Annotated in this window: 1 protein-coding gene; it reads right to left on the minus strand. The window is 43.3% G+C overall.

Annotation, left to right across the window (positions count from 1 at the left end):
- The coding region (locus OU788_RS12745; protein ID WP_274635499.1) for a hypothetical protein at nt 1–323 on the minus strand (323 nt) is incomplete at both ends.

A 323-nucleotide genomic window follows, 5' to 3' on the forward strand; every position in this document is an offset into this window, starting at 1 on the left:
CAGCAACATTAACATTTTGTGGTACCTCACAACCATTCGAATCTCTTACCGTTACGATATAATCTCCTGGTGCTAAATTCTCAAATAAGTTATTTCCACTGTAAGGAGCTGCTGCTGATCCGCCTGGTGTAGCTGAACCTGTATCTGGTGCTAATTGGTATTCATAGCCACCCCAACCGCCTGTAACAGCATCTACACGAATACTTCCGTCTGTATCTCCTGTACAGGTAATTCCTGTTGGAACTGTAGTATAAGTAATTGCTGCTGTTGGACCTGCTATGGTAAACGTAGCTGTATCTCTTGTACAATCTGGGTAAGCTGTC

The organism is Tenacibaculum sp. L6 (assembly GCF_028823685.1).
GTDB lineage: Bacteria > Bacteroidota > Bacteroidia > Flavobacteriales > Flavobacteriaceae > Polaribacter.